Source organism: Massilia sp. DJPM01, assembly GCF_030348125.1.
Lineage (GTDB): Bacteria > Pseudomonadota > Gammaproteobacteria > Burkholderiales > Burkholderiaceae_D > Telluria_A > Telluria_A frigida.
On record NZ_JAQOZV010000196.1, the window covers coordinates 1 to 906 of the forward strand.

A 906-nucleotide genomic window follows, 5' to 3' on the forward strand; every position below is an offset into this window, starting at 1 on the left:
CCAAATCCTTTGGCGCCGACTTGCTTGCCAGCCTTCCTGATGCCGGACTTGACAGACTTGCCGGGCGATGTTGTAGACGCCGGTAGCGGACTTGGCGCATCCCCTCCCTTGGCTGCGGCGGCATCAACTGTCATGGGCGCCGTGCCAGTGCTTGCAACGACATCCGTTTCGATGCGCGTCGATTCCCATGGGGCGCGGCTCGACGGCGGCCTGGAACTGTTGTTTGGTGTTTGATTGAGCCGATCCCGCGACTTGCGTAATTCGGCCAGCGCACGAACCAACAGTTCTTCCTTTTGCGACGGCGTGAGCGAACTCACCCACTCGTCGCTCATCTGGCGAAGATCGTGATCGGTAAGTGGCGTTGGCTTTATTTGCATCGTTGAGTATTATGCAATATCGACAACTTCCTAGGTGAAATTTTTTGGCTTTCTCATAGGGGGAAGTGAACGGCTACCCTCGACTTGGGCGGCCTCAAAGCATTGGCCAATCAGGCCAAGCCCGGCGTGCGAGGTTAATTCCAGGTTGCGCGATTGCTTAACTTCAAAGCGTGGCATGATCAGTCGGGTGAAAGCAGGAAATGCAATATTTTACTTTGCAATCAATGACTTGATCAACTATTGCGTGAGCTGGAGCACGGATTCAGGGATTCCTCTCGGTTCGGGCGCCGCAGTCCACCTGATCGACCCACCGACCTTCACCGATGCGACAAAACCCGCAAATAAGCGTATGTTTTTCTAAGTTGTGATATATTTACACATTCATTTTAGATAATATTTACAGGCTGACAATCCGTAGTCTAATTGCATCTCCGAGGCGTCTTTCTGGTGCGCGGGGAAAAAGTTGCGAATGCGTGGAAACTATTGATGAAGTATTATTAGCAGCAAGTCGCTGCGCTCATAAGTAATC

The 906-nt window shown here is 52.0% G+C and carries 1 pseudogene; it reads right to left on the reverse strand.

Features of this window, described 5'->3' with window-relative positions:
- A pseudogene (locus PO883_RS34630) lies at positions 1 to 332 on the reverse strand (hypothetical protein); the annotation flags it as partial.
- Positions 333 to 906: the final 574 nt, after the last annotated feature.